27 protein-coding genes are annotated in these 26,363 nt (G+C 32.5%); 12 read left to right on the forward strand and 15 right to left on the reverse strand.

Translation table 11 applies throughout. From position 1 onward, the window contains the following. Positions 1-50: 50 nt before the first annotated feature. Together BKM63_RS18585 and BKM63_RS18590 are read left to right on the forward strand one after the other, a co-directional pair. The gene (locus BKM63_RS18585) at positions 51-1,775 is read left to right on the forward strand and encodes a sodium:solute symporter (RefSeq protein WP_071638048.1); all 1,725 of its coding nucleotides are present in this window, start codon (positions 51-53) and stop codon (positions 1,773-1,775) included. 149 nt (positions 1,776-1,924) lie between these two features. Continuing rightward, positions 1,925-2,554 (forward strand): MCP four helix bundle domain-containing protein, encoded by a 630-nt coding sequence (locus BKM63_RS18590; protein WP_071638049.1) that lies wholly within the window; start codon positions 1,925-1,927, stop codon positions 2,552-2,554. 18 nt (positions 2,555-2,572) lie between these two features. Here the strand turns inward: BKM63_RS18590 and BKM63_RS18595 are convergent, their stop codons facing one another. The 7 genes from BKM63_RS18595 to BKM63_RS18625 form a co-directional block, all read right to left on the reverse strand. Beyond that, entirely contained in the window at positions 2,573-2,986 is a 414-nt protein-coding gene (locus tag BKM63_RS18595) for a nuclear transport factor 2 family protein (protein WP_071638050.1), read from the reverse strand. Beyond that, positions 2,986-3,513, reverse strand: a complete 528-nt coding sequence (locus BKM63_RS18600; RefSeq protein WP_071638051.1) for a TetR/AcrR family transcriptional regulator — start codon at positions 3,511-3,513, stop codon at positions 2,986-2,988. The genes BKM63_RS18595 and BKM63_RS18600 overlap by 1 nt, the downstream gene beginning before the upstream one ends. A gap of 132 nt (positions 3,514-3,645) precedes the next feature. Further along, positions 3,646-4,488, reverse strand: coding sequence for a DUF2911 domain-containing protein (locus BKM63_RS18605; RefSeq protein WP_071638052.1), 843 nt, complete (start codon positions 4,486-4,488; stop codon positions 3,646-3,648). Between the two features lie 70 nt (positions 4,489-4,558). Continuing rightward, a complete protein-coding gene (locus tag BKM63_RS18610; RefSeq protein ID WP_071638053.1) occupies positions 4,559-5,221 on the reverse strand; it encodes an HAD family hydrolase in 663 nt (220 codons plus the stop codon). 161 nt (positions 5,222-5,382) lie between these two features. Continuing rightward, positions 5,383-6,099: a tRNA threonylcarbamoyladenosine dehydratase gene (locus tag BKM63_RS18615; RefSeq protein WP_071638054.1), complete on the reverse strand. Its 717-nt coding sequence runs from the start codon at positions 6,097-6,099 to the stop codon at positions 5,383-5,385. A 104-nt stretch (positions 6,100-6,203) separates the two neighbouring features. Next, a complete protein-coding gene (locus tag BKM63_RS18620) occupies positions 6,204-6,854 on the reverse strand; it encodes a TatD family hydrolase (protein ID WP_071638055.1) in 651 nt (216 codons plus the stop codon). Further along, positions 6,854-7,453 carry a DUF1684 domain-containing protein gene (locus BKM63_RS18625; protein WP_071638056.1) on the reverse strand — a complete coding sequence of 200 codons (600 nt, stop codon included), beginning with the start codon at positions 7,451-7,453 and terminating at the stop codon, positions 6,854-6,856. Before BKM63_RS18625 ends, BKM63_RS18620 begins: the two co-directional genes overlap by 1 nt. Before the next feature lie 97 nt (positions 7,454-7,550). Here BKM63_RS18625 and BKM63_RS18630 point away from each other — a divergent pair, with 97 nt between their 5' ends. The 7 genes from BKM63_RS18630 (at position 7,551) to BKM63_RS18665 (ending at position 14,186) form a co-directional block, all read left to right on the forward strand. Next, a complete protein-coding gene (locus BKM63_RS18630; protein ID WP_071638057.1) occupies positions 7,551-8,768 on the forward strand; it encodes an MDR family MFS transporter in 1,218 nt (405 codons plus the stop codon). A 167-nt stretch (positions 8,769-8,935) separates the two neighbouring features. Next, a complete protein-coding gene (locus tag BKM63_RS18635) occupies positions 8,936-9,304 on the forward strand; it encodes a BlaI/MecI/CopY family transcriptional regulator (protein WP_071638058.1) in 369 nt (122 codons plus the stop codon). Positions 9,305-9,309: 5 nt separating this feature from the next. Further along, complete coding sequence (locus tag BKM63_RS18640) at positions 9,310-10,890, forward strand: M56 family metallopeptidase (protein WP_071638059.1); 1,581 nt, start codon at positions 9,310-9,312, stop codon at positions 10,888-10,890. A 26-nt stretch (positions 10,891-10,916) separates the two neighbouring features. Continuing rightward, positions 10,917-11,285 (forward strand): BlaI/MecI/CopY family transcriptional regulator, encoded by a 369-nt coding sequence (locus BKM63_RS18645; RefSeq protein ID WP_071638060.1) that lies wholly within the window; start codon positions 10,917-10,919, stop codon positions 11,283-11,285. Between the two features lie 5 nt (positions 11,286-11,290). Continuing rightward, positions 11,291-12,964 (forward strand): M56 family metallopeptidase, encoded by a 1,674-nt coding sequence (locus tag BKM63_RS18650; RefSeq protein WP_071638061.1) that lies wholly within the window; start codon positions 11,291-11,293, stop codon positions 12,962-12,964. A 170-nt stretch (positions 12,965-13,134) separates the two neighbouring features. Next, positions 13,135-13,275: a hypothetical protein gene (locus BKM63_RS18660; protein ID WP_056209078.1), complete on the forward strand. Its 141-nt coding sequence runs from the start codon at positions 13,135-13,137 to the stop codon at positions 13,273-13,275. Positions 13,276-13,340: 65 nt separating this feature from the next. Then, positions 13,341-14,186, forward strand: coding sequence for an EamA family transporter (locus BKM63_RS18665; RefSeq protein ID WP_071638063.1), 846 nt, complete (start codon positions 13,341-13,343; stop codon positions 14,184-14,186). A 61-nt stretch (positions 14,187-14,247) separates the two neighbouring features. Here BKM63_RS18665 and BKM63_RS18670 read toward each other — a convergent pair whose 3' ends face one another. Further along, positions 14,248-14,802, reverse strand: coding sequence for a fasciclin domain-containing protein (locus tag BKM63_RS18670; RefSeq protein WP_071638064.1), 555 nt, complete (start codon positions 14,800-14,802; stop codon positions 14,248-14,250). A 211-nt stretch (positions 14,803-15,013) separates the two neighbouring features. Between BKM63_RS18670 and BKM63_RS18675 the strand changes: the two genes are divergently transcribed. Both BKM63_RS18675 and BKM63_RS18680 read left to right on the forward strand, forming a co-directional pair. Then, complete coding sequence (locus BKM63_RS18675) at positions 15,014-15,553, forward strand: ExbD/TolR family protein (protein ID WP_071638173.1); 540 nt, start codon at positions 15,014-15,016, stop codon at positions 15,551-15,553. A 22-nt stretch (positions 15,554-15,575) separates the two neighbouring features. After that, positions 15,576-16,097 (forward strand): ExbD/TolR family protein, encoded by a 522-nt coding sequence (locus BKM63_RS18680; RefSeq protein ID WP_071638065.1) that lies wholly within the window; start codon positions 15,576-15,578, stop codon positions 16,095-16,097. Between the two features lie 83 nt (positions 16,098-16,180). Here BKM63_RS18680 and BKM63_RS18685 read toward each other — a convergent pair whose 3' ends face one another. Together BKM63_RS18685 and rpsA are read right to left on the reverse strand one after the other, a co-directional pair. Further along, positions 16,181-18,988 (reverse strand): DUF7619 domain-containing protein, encoded by a 2,808-nt coding sequence (locus BKM63_RS18685; protein ID WP_071638066.1) that lies wholly within the window; start codon positions 18,986-18,988, stop codon positions 16,181-16,183. 138 nt (positions 18,989-19,126) lie between these two features. Beyond that, the gene (gene rpsA / locus BKM63_RS18690) at positions 19,127-20,902 is read right to left on the reverse strand and encodes a 30S ribosomal protein S1 (RefSeq protein WP_071638067.1); all 1,776 of its coding nucleotides are present in this window, start codon (positions 20,900-20,902) and stop codon (positions 19,127-19,129) included. Positions 20,903-21,283: 381 nt separating this feature from the next. Between rpsA and BKM63_RS18700 the strand changes: the two genes are divergently transcribed. Further along, entirely contained in the window at positions 21,284-21,793 is a 510-nt protein-coding gene (locus BKM63_RS18700) for a hypothetical protein (protein ID WP_071638069.1), read from the forward strand. A gap of 63 nt (positions 21,794-21,856) precedes the next feature. On the opposite strand, the gene BKM63_RS18705 is transcribed toward BKM63_RS18700, so the two are convergent. The 5 genes from BKM63_RS18705 to porQ all read right to left on the reverse strand — a co-directional run bounded on the left by BKM63_RS18705 (position 21,857) and on the right by porQ (position 26,363). Continuing rightward, complete coding sequence (locus BKM63_RS18705; RefSeq protein ID WP_071638070.1) at positions 21,857-23,233, reverse strand: nucleoside permease; 1,377 nt, start codon at positions 23,231-23,233, stop codon at positions 21,857-21,859. A 69-nt stretch (positions 23,234-23,302) separates the two neighbouring features. Next, positions 23,303-23,995 (reverse strand): (d)CMP kinase, encoded by a 693-nt coding sequence (cmk, locus tag BKM63_RS18710; protein ID WP_071638071.1) that lies wholly within the window; start codon positions 23,993-23,995, stop codon positions 23,303-23,305. A gap of 34 nt (positions 23,996-24,029) precedes the next feature. Continuing rightward, positions 24,030-24,608 carry a murein L,D-transpeptidase catalytic domain-containing protein gene (locus BKM63_RS18715; RefSeq protein ID WP_242661181.1) on the reverse strand — a complete coding sequence of 193 codons (579 nt, stop codon included), beginning with the start codon at positions 24,606-24,608 and terminating at the stop codon, positions 24,030-24,032. Positions 24,609-24,734: 126 nt separating this feature from the next. Then, entirely contained in the window at positions 24,735-25,151 is a 417-nt protein-coding gene (locus BKM63_RS18720) for a murein L,D-transpeptidase catalytic domain-containing protein (RefSeq protein WP_242661182.1), read from the reverse strand. A 192-nt stretch (positions 25,152-25,343) separates the two neighbouring features. Beyond that, entirely contained in the window at positions 25,344-26,363 is a 1,020-nt protein-coding gene (porQ, locus tag BKM63_RS18725) for a type IX secretion system protein PorQ (RefSeq protein ID WP_071638073.1), read from the reverse strand.

Consider the following 26,363-nt stretch of genomic DNA (forward strand, 5'->3'; position numbering starts at 1 on the left):
CAATTTACATTGTGATTTTTTTCTTAATCATGCAATTTTATTCATAACCTATGCAGCTATTTGACTGGATCGTACTTATTGTAACACTTTTATTCATTGTTGGATATGGTTCATGGAAAACCAAAGGAAGTAAAAACGTTGAAGATTTCATTTTAGGAAACAACGAAACTCCCTGGTACACCGTTGGGCTTTCGGTTATGGCAACTCAGGCCAGCGCCATTACTTTTCTGTCAACACCCGGGCAGGCTTATCATGACGGAATGGGGTTTGTGCAATTCTATTTTGGACTGCCAATTGCCATGATCGTCATTTGTTTGACATTTATTCCGCTTTATCATAAAAATAAAGTTTTTACCGCTTATGAATTTCTTGAAAAACGATTTGATGTAAAAACCCGTTCTCTTGCTGCAATCTTATTTCTGGTTCAAAGAGGTTTAGGAACAGGGCTTACCATTTATGCTCCTGCCATTATCTTATCGGCTCTTTTGGGCTGGAACCTTACGATTATGAATATCATAATTGGAGTTCTTGTTATTATTTACACTTTTTCGGGAGGAACAAAAGCTGTAAACGTAACTCAGAAACAGCAGATGTTTGTAATCATGTCTGGAATGCTCATTACATTTTTCCTGATTTTGCATTATCTGCCAAACGATATGACGTTTACAAGCGCACTGCATATTGCCGGTGCTAATGATAAAATGAATATTGTAGATTTTTCTTTTGATCCGGAAGAAAAATATACTTTTTGGAGCGGTATTACAGGAGGTTTTTTCTTAGCCCTTGCCTATTTTGGAACAGATCAATCTCAGGTAGGAAGGTATTTATCCGGAAAATCAGTTGCAGAAAGCCAAATGGGATTAATCATGAACGGACTTTTGAAAGTGCCAATGCAATTTTTCATTCTGTTAACAGGAGTAATGGTTTTTGTATTTTTTCAGTTCAATCCCGTACCGTTAAACTTTAATCCGAATAATAAAATTGTAATTGAAAAATCAGCTTACAAAGAAGAATATCACACTTTAGAAAAAAAGCTGAGCAAATTGTCCGAAGACAAAAAGGTAATCAATTTACTGTACATAGACCAGTTGAATCAAGACTACGACAATCCTATTCTACGCAAAGAATTGGTGGCCTTATCAAACAAAGAAAAAGACCTGCGCGATCGTGCTAAAGAAATTATTTCAAGAGCGGACAGCAACAGCGAAACAAATGATAAAGATTATGTCTTTTTTCATTTTATCCTCCATTATTTGCCAAAAGGATTAATTGGATTGCTGCTGGCTGTTATTCTTTCCGCAGCCATGTCGTCAACTGCTTCCGGATTAACTGCTTTGGCTTCGACCACTGCAATTGACATTTATAAAAGAAATCTCAAAACCGAAAAATCAGAGAAGCATTATCTAAATGCCACCAAATTTTTTACACTGTTTTGGGGAATTGTAGCCATACTTTTTGCCTGCGTGGGAACTTTGTTTGAAAACTTAATTCAGCTGGTAAATATTATCGGTTCTATTTTCTACGGAACTGTGTTGGGAATATTTTTGGTTGGTTTTTACCTCAAAAGAGTTCAGGCAAAGCCAATGTTTATTAGCGCTATAATAAGCCAGTTAACCATTTTTGTTATCTACTATTATATGATTTATACCAATGAAAAATTAGGTTACTTATGGCTGAATTTCATTGGAGCGATTTTAACTATCGTATTATCGTTGATTATGCAGTTTTTATTTTTCAGAGGAAAACCGAATGACAATGATTTAGTATTAGAATAAAAAATGATTCTGTTTGTCATTTCAATGGATTGTTTATTTTGAACTTTCATACAGATTATTAAAATAGGCCGTTACGTTTTTCAAATTGCAAAATAGTGTAAAATCTAAACAAATTTCTATCTTTGAGAAAGCCACTTAAACAGAGCATTATGAAAGATCAGAAAAAATACAGCAACAAAACCAAAGCCGCTTTTATACTGCTGATTGTAATGCTCATTATTTTATTGGGAAACTTTAATACACTTTTAAACTCTAAAAATGTAAACGAAAACATCAATGCGATTTATAAAGATCGCTTGGTGGTTGCGCATTATATTTTTCAATATTCTAAAGAACTTCATTTTATAAAGGCCGAAGCAGAAAAACTCAATCTGAGCGATAATATCAAAAAAGATGAAATCGTCCATACTTTAAGCGTAATTCATGATATAGATGATTTATACGCCAAAACTGTTTTAACCAATAAAGAAAAACAATATTTTGATGCTTTTCTGCTTTCCTGTAAAGAGATCAACAAGCAAGTTGAAAATAAAAACTGGAATAAAATCGCCATTTCAAGCGGCGAAGCCTTAAAAACGTTAGAATCTCTTTCTCAAATTCAAATTCAGGAAGGAAAATCAAAACTAGCGAGTGCCAATGCCATGTATAGCAAAAACAATAGTTTAGGACAGCTTCAGATTGCTTTACTAATCATTTTAGGAGGCATAACTTTTTATCTTTTAATTGTAAAGAAAATTAAAAGAAAGATCAAAATTCCGGAACCGCCTAGTATGAACTAGTTTTTAAAATTCCGGATTTTATTTGAATTTCCTGTCCTCTTCTAAAATTTGAAGATCATTGATACTCGCAAATCTTTTCTGCATTAAACCATTACCGTCAAACTCCCAGTTTTCGTTTCCGTAAGCTCTGAACCAAATTCCTTCAGGGTTTTGATACTCATATTCAAAACGTACAGCAATTCTGTTTTCAGTATGGGCCCAATATTCTTTTTTTAGTTTGTAATTCTTCTCTTTTTTCCATTTTTCAGTTAAGAAAAGAATAATTTCATCGCGTCCGTTTACAAATTTATCCCTGTTTCTCCATTCGCTGTCTATTGTGTAAGCTTTTGAAACACGTTCCGGATCCTGGCTGTTCCACGCATCTTCTGCCAGTTGAATTTTTTCTATTGCTGTTTCTAATGTGAAAGGAGGCAATGGTAATTTCTGTTCCATTATTTTAAAATTAAAGTTTGAATTATTTTTTTTGATTGTTCTATTAATTGATTTGATTTAAATAGCTGACTTTCAATTATACAGCTTTCAAAAAGCAAATAAGCATGATCTGAAACTAAATCATCTTTTAAAATATCCTTAAAATAAGCTCGTAAATCACTTTTATGATTTTGAATAACGCTGAGTATCTTAATATTATCAGACGGAATCTCCGAAAGGATATTTAAAAAGCTGCAACCCCTAAAATTTTCATTTTTGTTCATAAAAATCAAAAAGTCAAAAGATTTCAGAACCTTCAAATTTGAATCTTCTGCATCTGAAGTAAATTTCAGCAATTCGTTAAACCAAAAAGAATGGCGCTGATTTAAAAAAGCGGCACACAAATCTTCTTTTGATTTAAAATGCTGATAAAAACTAGCCTTTGCTACTTTCGCTTCCTCAATAATCTGATTAATTCCAGTAGCGTTATAACCCTGTTTATGAAATAAAATAAAAGTCTTTTCTAAAATTCGTTCTCTTGGCTGCATCTTGAAACAATTGATGTACAAATATAATAATTATTTTAACATACAGACAAGTCTGTCTATATATTTTGCTAAAAAAAATTCCAAAGCTCAGCAAGCTTTGGAATTTATATTTTAATATGAAAAATTAAAGAATTATCTACTCCACTCAGAGATACTATCTTTATTCATTTTTACGTAATCTTGATTGTTAGCAGCCTCGGCAGCAGCTAAAGAAGCTTTTGCAGTTTCAATCGCTCCTTTTTTATCACCTTGTTTTGCCTGAATTAAAGATTTTAATCTGGAAACATAATAAGGCTTCTCTGTACTCATATCCAAAGCTTTGTCTACATAAACTCTTGCTGTTTCAATATTTCCGTTTGAAGAAAATAAATACTGAGCAGATGCAAAATAATCATTCCATGTTGGTCCGGCCAATGTTTTTTCAATACTAGCCGTTGCTGTTTTAGCAGTTGGAACTTCAAATTTTAAAGCAACATGAGAATTTTCCCAAGCCATTTCTAAATAAGCAAAATTAGGGTCTAAACCATTAATGCCAATTGTAAAACTCTCAACCGGAGTTGGCAGCGCATTTTCTTTAACCGTTGTTTTTAAAACAACATACGATTCGTTCCAGTTTTCAGGCAATCCCCAGTTATCTGTAGAAAGGTAGAAAATAACTTCCCAGCTTTCAATTTTAGGAATAGTATAAATAGCGTATTTTCCTTTTTTCAAAGTTTTACCATCGATAACCACATCATCACTAAAATTAATGATTGTATTTTCGTTAGCTCCGGTTCTCCAAAGTTTACCAAACGGAACTAAATTTCCAAAAACCGCTCTTCCTCTGGCACCTGGTCTTGAATAAGTAACTTCAACGTCAGTTAAACCAACTGTTTGTTTAATATATGCTTTTGGACTCGCTTGCGGCGTTTTTACTTGTGCTTCAACAGCAAAAGGGGCCAAAATAATGGCTAGTGCAATAAGTAGTTTTTTCATTATATGAGTTTATTTGTTTTCTTCAAATTTACAAATTCAATTACCGAACAAATGTTAAATTTTATATAATTCAGGCTTTAAGCTGTGATATTTTTTCAGCATTTAATTCGCTGAAATTGTGGATAATAATATTAGCATCACTAAGATCCTGCAGGTACGAATGGTCGCTCTTATAACCAACACAATAAATGCCTGCTGCTTTTGCTGCCTTTACACCATTTGTACTGTCTTCTATAATAATACATTCCTCTTTAGGAGCAATTGATAATGAAGCCGCATGAATAAAAATAGCCGGATTTGGTTTTGACTGAGGAAAATCTTCTCCGCTTACAATATCCGTAAAATATTGATGAAGATTAAATCTTGTAAAGACACGCTCAATTGTAACCTTTGATGCCGAAGAAGCCAAAATCAACTGAATTCCGTTTGCGTATAAATCCTTGATCAGATCTTCAACACCGTCAAGTAAATACAAATCTTCTTTGGTGTCAAAAGCATCATTAAAAATATTTCTTTTTCTTTGAATTAAATCTTCAACTTCATGCTCAATTGAAGGGAAAAATCCTTTTAGAGACTGAAATGTATTACGCGTAGAAAATCCGGTAAAGGAAGTATACATTTCTTCAGAAACCTCAATGTTTAATTCTGAAAATTGTTTGTAATACGCATAGCGGTGAACGGGTTCTGTATCGACAATTACACCGTCCATATCAAAAATTACTGTTTTTATCATTTTTTTTAGTTTCTGAGGTTCTGAGATTCTGAGATTCTAAGGGGCTAAGTTTATAGTTTGACGTTTCAGGTTTCAGGTTTTAGGTTGCGAAACATGAAACATGAAACCTGAAACAAAAAAAAACTTACCAACTTAGAACCTTAGCATCTCAGCCTCTTTATTTACTCTTTTTTTAATAAGTGACGAATAACCGTTTCAGCAGCGTGAAGTCCAAATAATCCCGGCATATAGCTGTTTGTTCCGTAGAATGATTTTTTGAAATTTTTACCGTCAGTTAATTTCAAGCTGTTTTCATTTTGAATTTCAGATGAAAAAACCACTTTTAATTTATTGATTTTTACCGCTTTTAATCTCTTGCGGATTGCTTTTGAAAAATAACAATTGATCGTTTTAGAAATATCGGCCACTTTCACTTTAGAAGCCAGCATCTTTCCTCCTGCTCCCATACTGCTTATTATTTTGACTCTTTTGCGCTTTGCTGCTATAATTAAATTTAATTTCGGCGTAATACTATCGATGCAATCTAAAACATAATCAAACTCTGGAGAAACGATTTCAAATGCTCTTTCCGGCGATAAAAATTCCTGAACACGTGTAAGTTTTAATTCCGGATTAATATCCATTAAACGATCACCTACAATTTTAATTTTTGGTTCACCAACTGTAGAATGCAAAGCCGGCAATTGTCGGTTAATATTAGTAATATCCACAACGTCTCCATCCACAATTGTCATATTTCCTACTCCTGCTCTTGCTAAAAATTCAGCAGCAAACGAGCCAACGCCTCCTAAACCAACTACCAAAACATTTGCATTACGCAAGTTTTCTAATCCTTCTTTTGTAAATAAAAGCTCGGCTCTTTCTGTCCACTCTGCCATATATTTTTTATTTGTTTTTAGTATTTATTTTTTTGTTTCAGGTTTTTCAGGTTTCAAGTTTCAGGTTGTCAGGCTGAGCGTAGTCGAAGCCCTTCTACTTCACTTCACTTTACTTCAAACACATTTTTATAATTACTTGAAATAATATCTTGTAATTCTTTTATTGTTATACTTTTATATCTTGATGCTATTTGATAAACTTGTTCAATATTTTCTTCAATTGTATCGGTTTCAAGAAAAAAACGATCATTTGGAATATTCTGAAAAACCGTTTTTAAATCTGGATTCTTTAATAGATATTTTCCAAATGAAAGATAAAATCCGTCTTTAATTAATTGTTCTGCAAGCTGCTTGTTTTTTGAAAAACCGTGAATAATCATAGGGACAGAAGTTTTTAACTTCTTTTTAATTGCCGTGATTTCCTGAAAAGCAGCGACACAATGAATTACAACAGGTTTCTTATATTTTTCGGCCAAAGCCAATTGTTTTTCAAAAACTATAATTTGCTGCTCCATTGGAACTTCTATTCGTTTATCTAAGCCGCATTCGCCAATAGCTAGACAATTTTTAGTTTGCAGTTTCTCTTCGATAATTTTCAATTCTAAATCAATTTGATCTACTTTAATATACCAGGGATGAATGCCGATTGAATAAAACGGAATAGATGAATCAAACTCCTTTGGATATTGATTCACCAATTCTAGTATATTAGACTGATTTGTAAATTGATGGGTATGAAAATTAAAGAACTCCATTAATGAAACGTTTTCACACCAGCTTTAATTTCTACTTTTAAATCATTTTCTAAAGGCACAAGCGGGCAAGAATATTTATGGTTGTATGCACAATACGGATTATAGGCCTGATTAAAATCGATAGCCATTGTATCTCCTTTCGGGATTTTTAGATCGATGTATCTGCCGCCTATGTAGCTTTCTTTTCCACAGGTTAAATCAGAGAAAGGCAGAAACAAATGATCTTTGTATTCTTTTTGCTTAGAAAGTTCAATACTTCTGTAAACATTCAATTGCATTTCTATACCATCCAGTGTAAAATATATAGTTCCGTATTTGATATATTTTGGCGTTCTTGTTCCCGTTGTTTTCATTTCGAAAACTTTCTCATTCTTTGCTTTTTCAAATTTTGCATTCACAAAATATTTCTCGCTGATGGGATAAAAATCTAAAGTTTTAAAAGTCTTTAAATCTTCTTCCATTAACGGACTTGTCTTAGCATCAGCATATTCTGAATTAATCTGCTTCTGAAATTTTTCTGCATCACTTTGGCTGAATTTCTTTTGGCTGAAGCCAAAATTAAAACCAAGTAATAAAACAAGGACTGCAATATTTTTCATCTTAGAAATTTTCTGCAAAAATAGTTTAAAAGTAACAAAGCAACAACCGTTGTAAGTGACAAAGTTTCCTAACTTTGTGGTAAATACGACAATTATAATGCTCAAAACTGCTTTCGGTCACTACATCAACAATTTTAAGGGATTTTCAAGAGAAATTTGGATACTTACTTTAGTTACTTTTATAAACCGAGCCGGTACAATGGTACTGCCCTTTTTATCAAAATATTTAAAAGAAGACCTTCAATTTACTTATAATCAGGTTGGATGGATTATGGTTTCTTTTGGTTTGGGTTCTATGCTGGGTTCCTGGCTGGGTGGTAAACTTTCTGATAAAATTGGGTTTTACAAAATCATGATTTTTAGTTTGTTTACAAGCGGTATTTCACTTTTCTTTATTCAATATGTAACCACATTTTGGGGACTCTGCATAGCTATGTTTTTCTTAATGGTTATTGCCGATATGTTTCGCCCTGCAATGTTTGTGTCTTTGGGCGCCTATGCTAAACCCGAAAACAGAACACGTGCGTTAACACTTGTGCGTCTTGCCGTAAATTTAGGTTTTGCCGCCGGACCCGCATTGGGAGGTTTAATTATTATGGGAATGGGATATTCCGGCCTTTTCTGGGTTGATGGTGCTTCTTGTATAATTTCAATTTCAATTTTCGCTTTATTAGTTAAAGAGAAGAAAAAAGTCGAACACCATGATAAATCAGAAAGCGCTTCTGATACAAAATCGGTTTTTCATGACAAAATATTCTGGGTTTTCTTATTTGTAAGTTTTGTAACGGCTATGATATTCTTTCAGCTTTTTACAACCTTACCACTATATCATAACGAAAAATACGGATTAAGCGAATTACAAACCGGTCTTTTAATGACTCTAAACGGGCTTTTGATTTTTGCTCTCGAAATGCCAACGGTTGGTTTTATGGAAAGAAAAGGTTTCCCGAAAATCAAAATCATTATTATAGGTTCACTTGTAATGGCTATTAGCTTTCTTTTACTGTTAATCAATATTTGGGCAGGAATCCTGGTTATTTCCATGATTTGTATTTCAATTGGAGAAATACTCACCTTTCCTTTTTCGAATGCTTTTGCACTAAGCCGTGCTCCACGTGGTCAGGAAGGCCGTTATATGGCATTGTACACAATGAGCTTTAGCTTGGCACATATTATAAGTTCAAAAGTTGGCTTTGAAATTATCTCCGATTTTGGGTATCAAATCAACTGGTTTTTTATGGCCTGTATCGGAATCTTTGCTACACTATGCTGTCTTTGGATCAAAAAAGCTTTGCATTTAGAGAAAAATAAATAAATCTAACCTCCTATCGTAAGACATTGTAATTCAAATCATTAATTTTGATTCTGGATTCATTTTCTATGCTTTAAACTCATCTTAAAACTAAAAACTTAGTTAAATAACTATATTTATAGTTGCGTAACTAAAAAAATAGTTGTAGGTTTGAATTAAAATTAGAAAACATGCAAAAGTTAACCAACAAAGAAGAAGAGATAATGCAGATTTTATGGAAACTTAAAAAAGCATTCGTAAAAGAAATTCAGGCAGAGATAACTGAAGACCAGCCGCATTATAACACGCTTTCGACAATTGTTCGAAATCTGGAGGAAAAAGGTTTTGTAGCGCATAACGCCTTTGGCAATACACATCAATATTATCCAATTGTTACCCTTGAAGCCTACAGCAAAAAATACATGAAAACGGCCATTGATAATTATTTCAACAGCTCGTATAAGAATATGGTTTCGTTTTTTGCCAAAGAAGAAAAAATATCTGCGGCTGAATTAAGAGAAATCCTGGACATGATCGAGAATCCTAAAGAAGAAAAATAATTGTTATGGAAGCACTATTTATTTATATCGCAAAATCGGCCGGGTTGATTATTTTATTTTATTGTGCTTATTATTTTTTACTTCGAAAAGAAACCTTTTTCAACAGTAACAGATGGTTTTTACTTATTGGTCTTATTACTTCCGTTGTTCTGCCGTTTGCAGTTTATAAAAAAGTGGTTTGGGTAAATCCGGATTTAGCTTCCAATTTAAGTTTAAGTCCAATTGAATCTCTTCAAAATTCTGAAAATAAATCTTTTGAAATCAATTGGTTCTACGTACTTCTTTCTATTTATATTATTGGACTTTTGGTTCTTTTGATAAAATTTGCCATGGATTTTTACAGTTTAAATTCGGTTTTAAAAGGAAAAAAGATCCAGCAGCAGGCCGACTTTAAATTTATCGATACAAACGAAAACATTGCTCCTTTTTCTTATTTTGAGTATATCGTATACAACTCATCAATGTATACGGCCTCTGAATTAGAAAATATTATTGAACATGAAAAAGTACACAGCGACCAGAATCATACTGTAGATGTTTTAATTTCCCGTGCTTTTTGTATGCTTTTTTGGTTCAATCCGGTTGTCTGGCTTTACAAAAAAGCTATTGCCCAAAATTTAGAATTCATCGCAGACAAAGAAGCAGCTAAAAAATTATCTGACAAAAAAGCGTATCAATACACGCTTTTAAAAATAACAACACATGAAAGCTGTGTTGCCATTACCAATCATTTTTATCAATCATTAATCAAAAAACGAATTGTCATGTTAAACAAAAATCAATCAAAAAAGAGGAATCTAGTAAAGTATTGTGTTGTAGTTCCGGCACTAGCTGCATTTGTATTATTATTTCAAGTTGAAGTTATTGCAAAAGAAAAGCAGCAGAGTTTAAAAGAAGTTTCAGGCGACATTAAATCTGTACATGTTTACAAAATCAATAAAAATTCTACAGATGCAGAATTAAATTTAATCAAAGAGAATTTAAAAAAAGATCATAATATTGATTTTGAAATCTCTGATGTAAAAAGAAATTCTGATAACAATTTAACGTCAATAAAAATTGATCTTAAAAATGGAAATCAGCAGGCACAATCTATTCAAACAGCCGGAGATCAAACAATCAAAGATTTTGGTATAATTGTTACAACACAAAAAGACGGTACTCAAAAAATTGGTATTCAGACTTCTGATGAAACAACTAATACCAAAACAGAAAAAAGCCCTAAAATCGTAACCAGCAAAAAACTAAAAACAAAAGTAAATACCAATGACAACACTTATTCTAATGTTAGTACAAAAACTAATACTAATAGTGACACAAATATTAGCACTACTGTAACAGTAAATAGTGATAATAAAACAGTTACTGCAAATGGAGTTACAATTTTAAAATCAAGCAAAACTAAAGTAAAAGCAGGTTCTCAGCTTATCATTGTTGACGGTACTGAAATGCCTGGTTCTTTTGATATTGAAGAGATTGACCCTCGTGAAATAAAAAGCGTAAGTGTTTATACTGGTACTAACGCCGAAGCTAAATATGGTGATCGTGGTGCAAATGGTGTTATTGAAATCAAAACACGCGATTAACTGCCTTTAATCTAAAAACCAAAAAAATGCAAAAACTAACCAATAAAGAAGAAGAAATAATGCACATTTTATGGAAGCTCAAAAAAGCTTTTGTAAAAGAAATTCAGGCAGAAATTACTGAAGACCAGCCGCATTATAACACACTTTCAACAATTGTTCGAAATCTGGAAGAAAAAGGTTTTGTGGCGCATAATGCTTTTGGAAACACTTATCAATACTTTCCTGCTGTAAGCTTAGAAGCTTACAGCAAAAAGTATATGAATACAGCAATTGATAATTATTTCAACAGCTCTTATAAAAATATGGTTTCATTTTTTGCCAAAGAGGAAAAAATCTCAGCAGCAGAATTACGCGAAATCCTGGCTATGATTGAAAATCCAATAGAAGCCAACTAATCATTATGGAAGCACTTTTCATTTTTATCATCAAATCAAGTGGTTTAATCGCTTTGTTCTATTTCGCTTACTTTTTTTTACTGCGAAAAGAAACTTTCTTCACCAGCAGCAGATGGTTTTTACTGGCTGGCTTAGTAACCTCGGTAATACTGCCTTTAGTTGTTTATACAAAAGTAATCTGGATTGATCCGGCTCCTGTTTCATATCTGCCGATGACAAACTATCATTATTTGCCAAATCATAAGCAGCATTTTACAACACCCGAAGAATCTTTGGAAATAAACTGGTACTTAGTTTCGCTCGCTGTTTACGCCCTTGGTTTTACTGCTTTTATGATAAAATTCGGAATCGATTTTTATAGTCTAAATTCCGTTTTAAAAGGAAAAAAAATAGAACAGCAGGCTGATTTCAAGTTTGTGGATGTAAATGAAAATATTGCGCCGTTTTCTTATTTTGATTATATCGTGTACAACTCATCAATGTACAGTGAAAAGGAATTAGAAAGCATTTTGGAGCATGAAAAAGTGCACAGCGACCAGCATCATACTATTGATGTGATAATTTCAAGAATCTTCTGTATTTTATTCTGGTTCAACCCATTAATATGGCTGTATAAAAAAGCGATTCTTCAAAATCTGGAGTTCATCGCCGATAGCGAAGCTGCTAAAAAAATTTCAGACAAAAAAGCATATCAATACACGCTTTTAAAAATCACAACACATGAAACTTGTGTTGCAATCACCAATCATTTTTATCAATCATTAATCAAAAAACGAATTGTCATGTTAAACAAAAATCAATCAAAAAAAAGAAACTATTGGAAGTATTATGCTGTGCTTCCGGCATTGGTAACTTTTGTTCTTTTATTTCAAATAAAAACTATTGCACAAGAAAAAGAAAAGAAAGCTGCCCAGGAAGTTATTGAACCCGCTGATTCTGTTGATGTATTCAAAATCAAGAAAAGTACAACCGATCAGCAATTAAAAGAGATGGCCGGAAAGCTAAAGAAAAATCATGATGTTGATGTCGTGATATCTGATGTGAAAAGAAATTCAAAAGATGAATTAACAGCCATTAAAATTGATGTCAAAAAAGGAAATGAGGAAAATCAAACCATTCAGATAGAAGGAAATAAAGCTATTAAAGACTGTGGTATTATAGTTTCTACCGCTGATAACGGTTCTAAAAAAATTGACATCGTTACCAATGGAGGAATTGACAAACCAATCGCGATTCAAAACCGTGTAGTACAGGTTAGAGAATTTAATAATCCTGATATGGCAGCGGCTCCAACTCCGCCTTCACCACCCGCAGTACCAGCACTAATTGATGCGCCTAAACCGCCGGTATGCCCTATTGATATGCCAAAAATGCCAAAGGCTCCGGTTATGCCAAAAAATATGAAAAATAAAGTATCTATGGCAAAATTTGAAAAAGAAATGGAAGAGTTTGACAAAAAAATGGAAGCTTTACAACCAGAAATGGACAAGTACGACATAGCGATGGAAAAATTTGGAGAAGAAATGGATAAATACAGCGCGTATATCGACCAGCAATTAGGACCAGATTTCGAAAAGAAAATGGAACAATTTGAAAAGGAAATGAAAGTCTTTGAAAAAACGATGAAAGAACAAGAAAAACAAATGATGAAAATTGAAAAAGAGAATAAACGTTCGTAGTTTATTTTTTTCAAATCCTCTTAAATATCAAACCAGTGTACTAGATGCACTGGTTTTTTTATTGCAAAATTTACCGTCACCGCTTAAGCGAAATGTATCAGGAGTTAGTTTCTGCGTATTATATTGAATGCCTTTTTCTTTTTTTATATCTTTGAAAAAACAAATTTGCCATGTATAAAATTTTAGCCAAACTAAATAAAATTCTTCTGCCAAGTTTTACAAAACAAGGCTTAGACATTTCGAAAGCAAAAAAATGGCAAATGGCTATTATTGGTTATCGCGCTTATGTTACTAAACGGGCTTTAGGATAGTCATTAATATACATTTTGTTTTATGCAGCAGAAGATAATCCTTTATTTTCTGCAATATTATTTTTATGAAAAACAAAGAAATTAACCTCCCTCCCGTTTCGGCGGTATTATTAGCCATTATAAGTGTACAATGCGGTGCAGCGATTGCAAAAACTCTTTTCCCTGCAATTGGAGCGGCAGGAACTGCATCAATGCGTATTGGCGTTTCTGCAGTCATTTTATTATTAGCCTACAGACCTAATTTAAAAGCCATTAGAGCAGACCAATGGAAAATTGTAATTCCTTATGGCATGGCATTAGGAGCTATGAATTTAATTTTTTATCTCGCCATTGAAAGAATTCATATTGGCTTGGCTGTTACTTTAGAATTCATCGGTCCATTACTAGTGGCTATTATCGGCTCAAAACGTTTAATTGATTACTGCTGGGTTTTACTGGCTGCCTTAGGAATTATTTTAATTGCTCCCTGGACAAACGATCGTTTGGATATTCTGGGCGTTATATTTGCACTTTTAGCGGGCGCACTCTGGGCTGCTTATATTGTTTTAGGCGGGAAAATATCTAAAATAATGAATGGAGGACAGGCCGTTTCAACCGGAATGTTATTTGCAGCCATCTTAATTCTGCCATTTGGATTTTTTGAAAACGGACTCACTAATCTAACTCCAAAACTATTCGGAATGGGCGTTGCGCTTGCTCTTTTATCCAGTGCGATTCCGTTTACGTTAGAAATGAAAGCGCTCGGTCAGCTTCCTCCCCGAACCTTTAGTATCTTAATGAGTTTAGAACCTGCCGCGGCTTCTATTTGCGCATTTATTTTTCTTCAGGAAAGTTTGAATTTTTATGAAATTTTAGCTGTCATCTGTGTTATAATTGCTTCGGCAGGAAGTACTTTAACGGCTAAGAAATAAAAAAAGCCCCGCATAAAACTGCAAGGCTTCTTCATTGTAGGCATTCTGTTTTTGGAGATCTTTATTTCTTTGACAGTAAAACAGCATCAACAACATGAATTACACCATTTGACTGATTCACATCAGCAATTGTAACTTTTGATTTATTTCCGTTTTCGTCTGTGATATATAAATCTTTTCCTTTCATCCAGGCTGTCAGAGTACCGCCACTCACTGTTTTTAGAGTTGCTTTACCTTTTCCATCTTTTATTGCTGTTGCAATGTCAGAAGCATTCATTTTACCTGCAACCACGTGATAGGTTAAGATCGTTTGAAGCGTTTTTTTGTTTTCAGGTTTTAGCAATGACTCAACAGTACCTTTTGGTAATTTATCAAAAGCTGCGTTTGTTGGGGCAAAAACGGTAAATGGACCTGCCCCTTGCAATGTTTCAACTAAGCCTGCCGCTTTTACAGCTGCAACAAGTGTTGTATGATCTTTTGAATTAACGGCATTTTCAATTATATTTTTATTTGGATACATGGCTGCTCCCCCAACCATAACTGTTTTTTGAGCATAAGAAGTAAATCCGAATGTTAAAGCTAAAATTGCTGTGGCTAAAAAATTTCTAGTTTTCATAATAAATGTTTTAAGTTATAAGCTCATTTACGGGGATATATTTGTTTTGGTTTTGCCGAAGATTAAAATAATTAAATATGAATCTTAAAAATCATTAAAACAGCCTGTAAAACAAGGCATTAAGAAAATAATTATTTTTTAATAAAACTTTCAATATCTGCCATTGATTGTGTTAAATTTATTATTAACTTTCAATGTAAATTCATTCGCTATGGAAAATCTACCTAAAAAAGTAAGAAGTAAAAAGTTAAATACAAGAGTTGATTTAACCGCAATGGTCAGCGTTTCGTTCTTGCTAATTATATTTTTTATGGTTGTTGGAGAATTATCGAAACCAAAAATTATGGATTTGAGTTTACCAGAAAGACATTGTGATGAAAAATGGAATCACGTAATAGTTTGTGGTTTACGTGCTGATAACCGTACAATAACAGTTTTACTCGATGAAAATGACAAGATAATTACGTATTCTGGTCTTTTGTTTGCTCCAATAGGAAAGCCTAAGAAATTAGATTATGGTAAAAACGGAATTCGTCAGGAACTTTTTAATAAGAAGAAAACAATTCTGGAATATGGAGCAGCAATTGGAAAACCCAAATATGGACCAATTGTAATCATAAAACCCAGCAAAAAATCTAATTTTAAAAATTTAGTAGATATTTTAGATGAAATGGCTATTACAAAAATTGACACTTATGCCATTGTACCAGAATACACTCCAGAAGAATCTAATCTTTTAGCATCAAAATAATTTCTAACCAAAACCAAAATCTATGCAAAACCTTCCTAAAAAAGTTCGAAGCAGAAAATTAAGCTCAAGAGTCGATTTAACCGCAATGGTCAGCGTTTCTTTCTTGCTAATTATATTTTTTATGGTTGTTGGTGAATTGTCTAAGCCAAAAAACCTAAATTTAGATTTTCCTGATAATGGATGTTGCGACTGTAGGCCTTATTATAGCGAAAATAGGTCTGTTACTATTTTATTAGGTGATAATAATAAAATAATATCTTACACTGGACTTCTAGATTTGCCAATAATTCCCCCAAAAGAAACAAGTTATGGAAAAGAAGGAATTCGTCAAGAGCTGATAAAAAGAAACAAAAGTGTGCTTGAATATTCAGCGGCATTAGGAAAACCTGGAAGAGGAATTAGTGTTATTATTAAGCCCAGCAAGAAATCTACTTATGGTAATTTGATAGATATTTTAGACGAGATGAAAATTACAGGAATAAACTCTTACTCTATTGTTCCTGAATTTACTCCTAAAGAAACAAAATTACTAGCTTCAAATTAGTTCAAGCAAAAATATCACTTTTAAAAAATTATAATAAAAAAAGCCCCGCAATAATTGCGGGGCTTTCTGTTTAAAATATATTTTTAATTTTTGATAAACTTCGTACTTGAGCTTCCTTTATCTGATTTTATTATTATAAAGTAATTACCTGAGTTTAATTTTGAAACATCTATACTAGAAACGGCTTTTGCATTTGGAACCGCAATAACCAATTGTCCTAAAATATCATAAATTGATATGTACTGTATTTCTATACTTTCCTTAGAATTGATATTCAATACATTATTTGTCGGATTTGGATACAACGTAACATAATTAGAGAACTCAAAATCTTTGGTTCCCAGTGCTGTAAACGTTGAAGCGGCTTTATTGGTTAAGATTGGGAAATTGTAATCGAAGTAAATATTGGCTTCATTCGTAAATGTATCTCCAACTCGCAAAGTAGGTTTTGTTTTGATTTTAAAAGCGATATAACCATCATTATTTGCATCGTCAAAAGGGAGATTGATTCCTTCAAAAATAAATTCTACTTTGTTCGTTTCTGATATTTTAATTACAAAGGAATGGCTTGAACTTGTTGGAATTAATGTTGTAATATCAAATTTATTTAGATCGATCATGTCTTTCACCACAATGTTTTGTGCCGGATATGTTCCTGTATTTTCAAAACGAATCATATAATGGACATACTCCCCTATTAAACCTGGCGTAATAACTGTTCCTTCTAAGCAGGTTTTATCATTTGGATCATAAGAACCAACAACAGTTTGATTTAAGCTAAATGAATTATCCAGAGGCATTTCGTCTGTGCCGCTAGAATTAATTTTTGATATAAATTTTAGAATATCACCATTATTTACGGCCGGAATCTCCATTGGAGAATTAATATTCATGGTAAACAATATTTCTTTGCTCTCAAATGGTTTTAAATTGGTAAAATTCCATGATAATTTATTAGTTGCCTGAGTCGAAACCAGCGGAATTGCTTCAATAAGATCTAAAACACTGTCATCAAAAATTAGATCAAGCGATCCTGATTGTATTATATTTCCTTTATTTTTATAAACAATTTTATACTTAACATCAAATCCAGGTCTTGCTGCTTCTAAAGGAATTAATGATATTTCTAAATCCTGATGTGTTCCATTTGCAGAAATACAAAAATCTTGTGTAAAAGGGCTGCTTTGCGCAGGAAAAGTAACATTAACAGAAGAAGGAGAAATTATAAAATAATTAGGGTTTTCAATACTAGGCTTAACTGTTATTGTGCCTTCTTGTGCCGCTATCGCGTAAGAACCTTCTTTTGTTGAATAAAAGTTATTAATCTTACTCCCATTCGTAACTGTATATTTTATATTTGAAAACAATAAACTATCTGCCGTACATCCTTTGTTATCTACATTATACATATTAGCTCCTTTGATGATAAAATTCTCTTTACCCGAAACAAAGCTGCAATACGCATTTATTTCACAATTCTTTATCTGATTCTGAGTTAATACTTGTTGATAATATTTAATATTCTCCTCATCTACACATAAATACTTTAGATTTGGTGCTCCTAAAAAATAAGAATTATATGTTTTTCCATTTTTTAATAGTAAATAATGCAGTTCATTATTGCTTGTCAGGCTAACATCAAGTAGTTCTTTTAATGGCGATAAATCTAAAAGTTCTATTTTAGTAAAAGAAGCTGTAAGAGTATTTAAATGCAGGCTTTTTATTAAATCCAGCGTTATTAAAGGACTAGAGCTGCAATTTAATGACTCTAAGTTTTCTAAGCCCGTAGTGCTTAGAGAAGTTAATAAAGTATTACTACTACAATTTAATTTTTTTAAGCTCGGAAGGTAACCTAGATTTAATTCTACAAACTTATTACTGCTGCAATTTATTTCAGCCAAACTTGTACAGCCCGAAACATTCAAAAGAGCTAATTTAGATGTAGAAAAATTTCCAATACAACTTAAAGTATTTAATTTTGTTAGATTAGATACATCTAAAGAGGTTAATGGATTATTACCACAAGTCAAACTCTCTAAATCTCTTAAATTCAAAACATTAATACTTGTCAAAGAATTATAATCTGCATACAATGTTTTCAATTTGGTTAATCCTGAAAGGTTTATACTAGTCAGTCTATTAGATTGAAAACTTAATTTTTCCAAGCTGGTCAACCCATTAAGATTCAAACTTGTTAATGAGTTAGAACCACAGTCTAAAAATTCCAATTTACTCAGCCCATTCAGTATTACATTAGTTAATTGCCCGCTGTATAAATTTACTTTTTTAAGATTTGTTAGTCCAGATAAATCTAAAGTTTTAAAACCATTCAAAGTACATTGCAATTCTGTTAAGTTCTGTAAAGGTGATAGATCTATAGTAATTAAAGCTAGTCTGCTGCAATTCAAGTATTCTAAATTTGGTACACCCGAAAAATCTAAACCTGTAAGATTAATGTCATGTGTAACATCCAAATATTTTAATTTTGTAAGTCCTGAAATATTTAGAGTTTTCATTTGATAAGTTTCGGAACAATCTAATTTCTCTAAATTTTTAAGCGCCGTAAGATCAAGGTTCGAATTATAAAATCCGGAACAATTAAGGTCTTTTATATTTTCAAAGTATTCAATTCCTGATAAGCTTGAAATAAAACCATCTATTAAACGCATATATGTATTTAGCTTATATACATTTAAAGCTTCACTGACTTCAATTTCTTTATTGCCATTGGAATCAATTGTTATCGCATTTCCATTACTATCCTGAGCAATAGTATTATCAGGACTTGCTTTAAGTAAAATTTTTTTAAATTCAGCATCAGCAAAGTAAATTACCTGTGCATTCAAGCCATAAAAACATAAAAATAAAATTAAAAAGTAGAGTTTCTTCATATTTAAGAATTTTTCAAACAAAAATAGTTTTTTAAGACAATAACACAACTTTTTTTGTTAAAATTTAAATACAAAAATATTGGAAACAAAAAAGCCCCACATTGCTGTGAGGCTTTTTATTTATAAAAAATCTAAGAATTATTTTTTCTCAGTTTTTTCCATTTTAGCTTTAAGAGCAGCTAATACGTCATTGTTATCACCTAAAGTTGCAGCTGGTGCGTTTGTAGATGCAGATGCAGTATTTTCAGTTGCAGCTTTCACATTTTTCTCTTCTTCTTCACGGAAGATAGCAGTGTGAGAAGCAACTACTCTTTTGAATTCTTTGTTGAATTCGATTACTTTGAAATCAGCAGTATCACCTTTTTTCAATTTCTTTCCGTCTTCTTTTTCAAGGTGGCGAGTAGGAATGAAAGCAACGATATCATCTCCGAATTCTACAGTAGCTCCTTTGTCAACAATTTCAGAAATCTCACCATTGTGGATAGTTCCTACAGCGAAAGAATCTTCGTATTGATCCCAAGGATTAGCAGTAGTTTGTTTGTGACCTAAAGATAATTTACGTCCTTCAACATCTAATTCTAATACAACTACTTCAAGTTTTTCACCAACATTTACAAATTCAGATGGGTGTTTGATTTTCTTAGTCCAAGAAAGATCAGAGATGTAAATTAATCCATCAATTCCTTCTTCTAATTCTACGAAAATACCAAAGTTTGTAAAGTTTCTAACGATACCTGTATGTTTAGAACCTACTGGGTATTTAGAAGTGATATCAGTCCATGGATCTTGAGTTAATTGTTTGATACCTAATGACATCTTACGATCATCTCTATCTAAAGTTAAGATAACAGCTTCAACAACATCTCCAACTTTTACGAAATCCTGTGCAGAACGTAAATGAGTTGACCATGACATTTCAGAAACGTGGATTAAACCTTCAACACCTTCAGCAACTTCGATAAATGCACCGTAATCAGCGATTACAACTACTTTACCTTTAACTTTATCACCAATTGTTAAATTAGCATCTAAAGCATCCCATGGGTGAGCGTTTAATTGTTTCAATCCTAATTGAATTCTTGTTTTCTCATCATCGAAATCAAGGATTACAACGTTTAATTTTTGGTCTAATTCAAGAACTTCACTTGGGTGGTTGATTCTGCTCCAAGAAAGGTCAGTAATGTGAATTAATCCGTCAACACCACCTAAGTCAATGAACACACCATAAGAAGTAATATTTTTAACAACACCTTCTAATACTTGTCCTTTTTGTAATTGACCGATGATTTCTTTTTTCTGTACTTCAATATCAGCTTCGATAAGAGCTTTGTGAGATACAACAACGTTTTTGAATTCGTGGTTAATTTTTACCACTTTGAATTCCATCATTTTGTTTACATATACATCGTAGTCTCTAATTGGCTTAACGTCAATTTGAGATCCTGGTAAGAACGCCTCGATACCGAATACGTCAACGATCATACCTCCTTTAGTTCTACATTTAACAAAACCATTAACGATTTCTCCAGTTTCATTAGCTGCAATAACTCTATCCCAAGATTTGATAGTACGTGCTTTTCTGTGAGATAATACTAATTGACCTGTTTTGTCCTCACGGATGTCGATTAATACTTCTACTTTGTCACCTACTTTTAAGTTTGGGTTGTAACGGAACTCGTTTAAAGAAATAACACCTTCAGATTTAGCATTGATATCAACGATAACGTCTCTATCTGTAATTCTAACAACAACTCCTTCAACTACTTCTTCTTGATCTGTAGCGATGAAAGTTTTAGATACTAGTTCTTCAAACTCTTGTAAGTTTTTCTCATCTACTGCATCAATTCCTTCTTGGAAGTTGTGCCAGTTAAAATTTGCTAAAAACTCTTCTTGTGATTTTAATTGTTCAGACATGCTGATAAAAAAATTTGTATTCTGCTTTTCTCGAGTTTCTTCATGCGATAGAAAATACAGAAGTTGTTTTACATAAATAGTTGATTCCTAATGGAAACTCTTCTCTGCCAAAAGGACTGCAAAATTAATACATTTTTTTGTAACAGCAAAATAAAAGCAAATGATAATCAATCTATTATTAAGCAGCAGGAAGTTTTCGGTTTTTTCAAGACGTTCAGTCCCGCTTTCGCTCCTATCTTTTATGTCTCGTTAAAGAAACGAGACATAAAAGGATAACCGCTCTATCGGGGCTAGATTAGAAAATTTTACTTTTCATAAGCAGTCAATCCATATATTTCAAAGTAACATTTTATATTTACAGACCGAAAATCTTAACAAATAATGAAACAAGAAAACACAAAAACAAGTATCGCATCAGTTTTACTTATTGCATTAATAGGTTTTTCAAGTTTTATGGTATTGATTTTCATATTGGAGTTTGCGGACAATTATAAAATTATTACAAACGAAAATCAATTTAAAAAAATGAAAGTAAAAATTGATTCTACAAATACATCTTCTACCAGAAGTGGAAAAAGTTCAGCATCTTCAACTTCAACTACGTTTTACTTTAAAAAAGGACATCTTTTATCACCTTCTGAATCAAAAGGAATTATTTTGAACAAGACATCATATCAAAAAGAAATAAACGAATATATGTCTGATCATCAAGACTCTTTAAACATTTGGTATCTAGAAAATAATACTGCAAAGTTCGCCTATGAGGATCAAAAAAAGATAGACATTTCGGAAGAAGTAAAAAATAATAATAACCTGAAAATTTTCTTTCTTATCTATATTTTGCTTTTATCACTATTCTTAAAATTTAAAAACAAATTTTCAACAGTTTAAAACAACAAACCCGACAGGTTTTAAAAACTTGTCGGGTTTGTTGTATATAAAGAAATTGTAATCTTAATGACTCAAACCTTCTAAATCCTTTGGATCATGTTTATGTTTAAACAGAACCGCAAAGGCAATTGCAATTACCAATGCATAAATAGCAAATGAAAGCCATATAGTATGCCAGTCTTTCATTAAAACCGGATTACCAAAAATACCATCAGCAGAGATTGAATTTCCTTGACTTTTTACAAATTCAGCCATTTTTGCATTGGATGCATCAGTTTGTAAAAAACCAGCCAATTCTGTTGTACTATTGAATGACTTAGTAAAAAAACGATCTATTGCCCAGCCAGAAGTCAAACTTCCCAAAACTGCCCCTACTCCATTTGTCATCATCATAAATAAACCCTGAGCAGAAGAGCGAATTTTAGAATCAGTGTTGCTTTCTACAAAAAGAGATCCGGAGATGTTGAAGAAATCAAACGCCATTCCGTAAACGATACAAGATAAAATAATCATCCATAAACCATTTACAGGATCTCCAAAAGCAAATAAACCAAAACGCAGCACCCAGGCAAGCATACTAATAAGCATAACCTGTTTTATTCCAAAACGTCTTAAGAAAAATGGAATTGCTAATATAAATAACGTCTCAGAAACCTGAGAAATAGACATGATAATTGTAGAATACTGAATTACAAAAGAATCAGCATATTTAGGAAAATGTTTAAACTCGTCTAAGAAAACATCACCATAAGCATTTGTTAATTGAAGTGCTCCTCCTAAAAACATAGAAAACACAAAAAACAAAGCCATTTTGTAATTTCCAAATAATTTAAAAGCCTCAAGACCTAGTGTCTCTACCCAAGAAGCATTTTCTTTAATGAGACGCTGCGGTTCACATTTTGGAAGCGTAAAAGCATAAAAACCCAGAATCAAAGCACCAACTCCGGCAATATAAAACTGGTATTCTGTCGCTTTACTTCCCGTTAGATTGGTAATCCACATGGCAACAATAAAACCGATAGTTCCCCAAACACGAATGGGTGGAAAATCTTTTACAATATTTTTATTATTCAGCTTAAGCGAAGTATAGGAAATAGAATTACTTAAAGCGATTGTTGGCATGTAACAGCACATTGCTATCAGCATCACATAAATAAAATTATCCGGGGTGGTAACCTGAGCAATTCCAAATAAAACTGCCGCATAAACAATATGCAGAATTCCGTAAAGTTTTTCAGCGTTTACCCATCTGTCGGCAATAATTCCGGTTAACGTAGGCATAAATAAAGAAGCTATTCCCATGGTTCCAAATACTAAACCAAATTGCGTTCCTTCCCAATTTTTGGTTCCAAACCAATAATTTCCAATTGTAATAAGCCAAGCTCCCCAAACAAAAAACTGAAGAAAGCTCATCACGATTAACCTGTTTTTAATTCCCATATAATGAAATTGTCTTTTTAGTAAAAATGAAGCGGTAAAACTACCATTAAAAATAATATCTACAAAAAATTAATCTAATTTAACAACATCATTTACCAATTCTAAAACAGCGGCAAATTGTTCTTCTCTATTTAAGTAAGAATTATCAATCTCGATAGCGTCATCTGCTATAACCAAAGGAGAATCCTCTCGATGAGTATCTATATAATCTCTTTCCATTACATTTTTTAAAACATCCTCATAAGATACATTGTCACCTTTTTGCTGTAATTCATCAAAACGTCTTTGCGCACGTGTTTCGGCACTTGCAGTCATAAATATTTTAAGTTCAGCATTAGGAAACACTACCGTTCCAATATCACGGCCATCCATAACGATTGCTTTATTGGTTCCCATTTCCTGCTGTTGTTCAACTAATTTGGCACGTACCTCAGAAACTTCGGCCACTTTGCTTACAAAACTGGAAACTTCAATCGTCCTAATTTGTTTCTCAACATTTTCACCATTTAAATACATTTCAGCAAAACCTAATTCGGCATTAAATCTAAATTCCAACTGAATTTTAGGCAGCGCTTCAATTAAAGCTTTTTTATCAAAAAAATCAGCTCCTATTAACTGATTCTGCATTGCAAAATAAGCTACGGCACGATACATTGCACCGGTATCTACATATACATATTCAAGTTCCTTTGCTAATTGTTTTGCCAGAGTGCTTTTTCCTGTTGATGAAAACCCGTCGATGGCAATGGTAATTTTTTTCAATTTTTTATGTTTTAATTTTATTCTTTTAAGCTTCTCAATAATAAATGCGCATCAAAATATTTGATTTAGAATCATCTATCATTTTGGCTGTTTTTTCAAAATACTTTTTACTGACCATTGGACAGCCAAAGCTGTTGCAAATGTAACCATCTTTCTCCTCATATGGAACATCATAATAATAATGAAAAACAATATCCCGTTTAAAAGCATTACTATTTGTTTTATCTAAACCGTACAATTTATAGGCTTTTCCAAATTTTCCATAATACGAATTCCCAACGTAATAATTACCTAAAGAGGTACTTAACGAATTCGGTACATTGCTGAATTTAAGTTTTCCTTTAATACCCGTTTCAGAACCGGAACCATGTGCCACTATCCCTTTATCAATAATTTTATTATTTTTTAAATCATAAATAAAAAACCGATTTTTTCCGGAAGGGATTTTCATATCGATCAAAAAAGCAATTTCCTTATTAAATCTCGAATCGTTTTTTATTAGTTTTTTCACCTGATTAACCTGCGAATTAATTCGGGAAATAGTTTCAGAATTAACGCTTTCAACTTTCCAGATAGCTTTATAAGCAATAAAAGCCAGTAGAATAAAAAACAAAAAAAAGACGAGTTTTTTCATAGAGAATTTAGCATAAAAAAACCTCTTATAATCAAAAAACAAAATTGTTTCTGACGATAAAAGGTTTTGTAATTTTAATATTTCCGAATTTTTCCGAATGAAATATTAATAATAAATATCTAAGATGATGTTCGACTTAGAACTATCAATTATTTTCTCTATTCTTTTAAAAAATTGTTCGCTAACCATAGGACATCCATGGCTGTTGCTAATGTAATATTCTTGTTCTTCAGATGGGACAGCAGAATAATAATGCAATACTATAGCTCTTTTTAATGCATTATTATTTGTTTCGTCTAATCCGGCTAACCTGTAAGCTTTTCCGAAGATACCTTTGTAGGTTTTACCAATTGAATATCTGCCAAGTGCAGTGCAATTAGAGTTAGGCGTATTACTGAATCTAAGCATTCCTTTAATACCGGTTTCTGAACCGGATCCGTGTGCCACAAGACCTTGATCGATAATTTCATTTTTTTCTAAGTCATATACAAAAAAACGATTTTTTCCTGAAGGTACTTTCATTATCAACCAAAAATGCAATCTTTTGATTGTATTTATGATCGATATTGATCATGTTTCGTATTTCGCCTACCCTGTTATTGATCCTTTCGATCTCTACGCTGGTAATAGAAGATTCTTCTTTGAAGTAGTGATTTGAACCCGTAAAAAACCCTACAGTCATGAACAAAAATAAACTGAATAATTTCATATAAATTACTGAAAATTTAAAATTAGACCAAAAAGACTTGTATTTGCTGCCAATGTATATCTAGAATAAGAATAGTTAAACTTTAACTTATTCATCTTTAATCCAAAACCTAACGAAACTCCTGAAAAATTGCGTTGTTCTTCAACGCGTAATTCTTCCCCTCTTCTAAAATTATATCCTAAACGCAGATTAAATGCTCTTTGCGGGAAAAGCTCCACGCCAAACAAAACATGTCTCAAAGCGTTATTTACAAACGAAACTTTTTCATTACTTGTTGATCCATCAATATTGGTCTCTCCGCGAACGGGGTTCGAAAAAGAAACATTCCATTGCTGTAAATTATCTAAAGTAAGATGCCAGCGGATGGGAACATGCTCTAATTCTTGCGAAACTCCAGCAATGATTTCAAAGGGTAAATTTTCTTTTATTCCTGAATACGTAGTAAACTGCGTACCAATATTTCGAAATACCAGAGCCAAATTTACATTATTTTTTTTAATTTCATACATAATTCCCACATCAATTGCACCGCCAATAGAATTATAACTTTCTAAAGTTGAAGTTATTAACTTAGCATTAGCTCCAATATGAAGATCTGTAAAAGGAATATTATATGCATATCCCAGTGATAATGCGCCTTCGCTTCCTGTAAAATCTGATGTTTTTTGACCGTTTTCATCGTAACCTTCAAATGATCCGTAGTTTACATAATTAACTCCGGCATAAAAAGTCTGTACATGGCGGTCATAAGTATAAGCATACGAAGCAGTTCCGTAAGAGGCTTCTCCGTAATAATTTCCATAATTCAAGGCTAAATGATTATCCATATCTTCGTTTAAAGCTGCTGGATTAGACATGGCCTGGTTAACGTCTTCATCATAAATCGTAATCGTTTTTCCGCCCAATGCTGCCTGACGCGGAGATGTTGTTAAATTTAGAAATTGATAGGTGTAACGCCCGCCAACCTGTCCGAAGGAAACCGAACAAATTAGTATCATTAAAAGTAAAACGAATCGTTTCAACAT

The organism is Flavobacterium johnsoniae (assembly GCF_001879205.1).
Lineage (GTDB): Bacteria > Bacteroidota > Bacteroidia > Flavobacteriales > Flavobacteriaceae > Flavobacterium > Flavobacterium johnsoniae_A.